The sequence below is a fragment of the Acinetobacter sp. GN11 genome (assembly GCF_054823985.1).
On the sequence record NZ_JRVL01000351.1, the window covers coordinates 1 to 2,602 of the forward strand.

At 36.7% G+C, this 2,602-nt stretch carries 2 protein-coding genes and 1 pseudogene; all 3 read left to right on the forward strand.

The window, feature by feature from the left end; translation table 11 throughout:
• Positions 1–319 precede the first annotated feature (319 nt).
• The gene (locus NL42_RS19180) at positions 320–847 is read left to right on the forward strand and encodes a Csu type fimbrial protein (protein ID WP_016137837.1); all 528 of its coding nucleotides are present in this window, start codon (positions 320–322) and stop codon (positions 845–847) included.
• 83 nt (positions 848–930) lie between these two features.
• Entirely contained in the window at positions 931–1,638 is a 708-nt protein-coding gene (locus tag NL42_RS19185; RefSeq protein WP_461313962.1) for a fimbrial biogenesis chaperone, read from the forward strand.
• A gap of 40 nt (positions 1,639–1,678) precedes the next feature.
• Positions 1,679–2,602 (forward strand): annotated as a pseudogene (locus NL42_RS19190) (fimbria/pilus outer membrane usher protein); the annotation flags it as partial.

Genomic DNA, 2,602 nt, shown 5'->3' on the forward strand with positions numbered 1-2,602 from the left:
AACTTTAACTAATGAAAATCTATAGTTTTTTTAGTAGAGCTAATAAAAGTTGAATAGAATTATCGAAAAATGATGTAAAAAGTGTGATAAACCATAAAATTTTTTATAATTGAGAAATTCATCAGAACTTGAATTGTTAATTGATATTTAGAATGAAACTTATATTAGCGTTTTTGTTGTTTTTTTGTATTATGCGCGATAAGTAGAGTAAAAAAATAACGCTTTGAAAAAACAATCAGAAAAGCTAGTGATTGTGATGGGGAAGGCTAGTTTTTACATCTATTAATTTTATTGGCGTAATGTAAAAAGGTTTTTAACCATGAAAAAGTCTCTCATTTTATCAGTAATTACTGTGGGTTTAATGTCTATCAATGCCGCAAATGCTGCAACTGCAACAGGCACTTTGACCGTTAAAGCAACAATTACAAATAGTTGTGTATTGAATACTTCGGCTACAGGTACAACAGCTAACGCAGTTTTAGATTTTGGTACTTTAAGTTCTCTTGCTAGCAATGTAGACGCAGACACCACAACAACTGGTGGTACTGCAATTAAAGTTTTATGTAATAACACTGTGCCATGGACTTTGGCTTTTGATGCCGGCAAAAATGCTCAAACGACTCAACGTCGTATGATTGGTGGTGCAACAAGCAACGAATTTATTCCTTACAACCTATTCTCTGACACTAACCGTGCAACAGCGATTGGTATTGCAACAACTGCATATAGCGGTACTGGTACTGGCGCGCCACAAACAGTTAACGTCTATGGCCGTATTCCTGCTGGCTCAACTTTACCAAGCGCGGGTAGCTATGTTGACACTGTGACTGTAACAGTGACTTATTAATTTTTAATAAGTTTTATTGTGTCATTGCTAGCTCTTGATTCCAAGAGCTAGCTTAATTTGAGAAAAGTAATTCTGGGCAAATCATGAGAAAAAATATCTTTGTTACTACAAGTTTATTATTATTTTTGCCTAGTATGCTGAACGCTGCATCAATTCGTCTTTCGCCTGTAAATATTGAAATATTAAGCGATCAAGCGGCATCCTCAATTAGCTTATATAACCAGTCAAATGAAAGCAGTGATTTGCAGGTACGTGTATTTGAATGGCGCCAAAATGCTGGGCAAGATCAATTAATACCTACAGATGAGATCGCGGTTAGCCCGCCGTTTTTAAAATTACAACCTAATGATTCTTATAACTTACGTGTCGTTAGAATTAATCCAGCACCAGTTCCTGGTGAGCAAACATACCGTATTATTATTGATGAACTCCCAAAACCGATTGATAACCGTAAAGCGGATCAAGGGGTTAATGTACTACTACGTTCGTCATTGCCTTTATTTGTAGTAAATAAGGACGCAATTACTAAACTTACGTGGTCAATACAACAAGAACAAAATAATTCGTCTCTTACGATTAGTAATGTTGGCAATCGACATGCACTTTTAAGTAATTTAACGCTTGTTGATGTAACAGCGAATAAAAGTTATGCCATTAAAGTAAATACGGTGAATGGTTATATTCTTGCTGGCAAAGCAAGAAATTTTAATATTAGCCCTGATTTTAAATTTCAAACGAATCATAAATATAATATTTCATTGAATATTAACGGTAAGCAAACATCTCTTTAAAGAGGCACATATGAAATATCTCGTAAGTGCCTTATGTGTTATGTACTTGCCGATTCATGCTTTTGCTGAATCATTGCAAGATAATACTAATATTGCTTTACCAAGTATTCCGGAAGTTACAGACTCTTCTCATCAGATTTTCAGTTCTGATAAGGTGTACACGCAGCTTTTTTTGAAGATTTCTATTAACTCAAGTATTTCAACAGATTTGATCTCGGTGCGCCAAGATCAAGATAGAAAACTATATATTCGAGCTCGTGACTTAAAAGTTTTAAGGGTGAAAATGGATGAGCATATTCCAGATAACCAATGGGTGTGTATTAACGAGTTAAAAGGAATCCAGTTCAAATATCTAGAGAATGAGCAGGCTCTAAACTTACAAGTTCCTTCGAACATGTTGAGCGACTATTCAGTTGACTTAAATGGTCAACAGCTCACCAGTCCTCATTTACTGAAAATGAAACCCTTAAACGCGGCTATCCTGAACTATAGTCTGTATAACACCATAACCAATGACGAGAATGTTTTCTCAGGTTCAGCAGAAGGAATCTTTAACAGCGCAATCGGTAACTTTTCATCAGGTGTTTTATACAACGGAAGTAATGAAAATAGTTATAGCCATGAAAAGTGGGTGCGCTTGGAGAGTAAGTGGCAATACGTAGACCCTGAAAAAGTCAAGATATATACCTTAGGGGATTTCATTTCCAATAGTTCTGATTGGGGGAGTAGTGTACGTCTGGCTGGTTTTCAGTGGTCGAGTGCTTATACCCAGCGAGGTGATCTTGTTACCTCGGCACTGCCGCAATTTTCCGGTTCGGCAGCACTTCCTTCAACACTAGATTTATACGTCAACCAGCAAAAGATTTATTCAGGACTCGTGCCATCAGGCCCGTTTGACATTAAACAGCTCCCGTTTATTTCGGGAAATGAAGTTACCCTTGTAACCACAGATGCAACGGGCCAG

Excerpts from the sequence above, each read along its gene's own strand:
- NL42_RS19180 (WP_016137837.1), top strand. The coding sequence starts at position 320 with ATGAAAAAGTCTCTCATTTTATCAGTAATTACTGTGGGTTTAATGTCT.
- NL42_RS19185 (WP_461313962.1), top strand. The coding sequence starts at position 931 with ATGAGAAAAAATATCTTTGTTACTACAAGTTTATTATTATTTTTGCCT.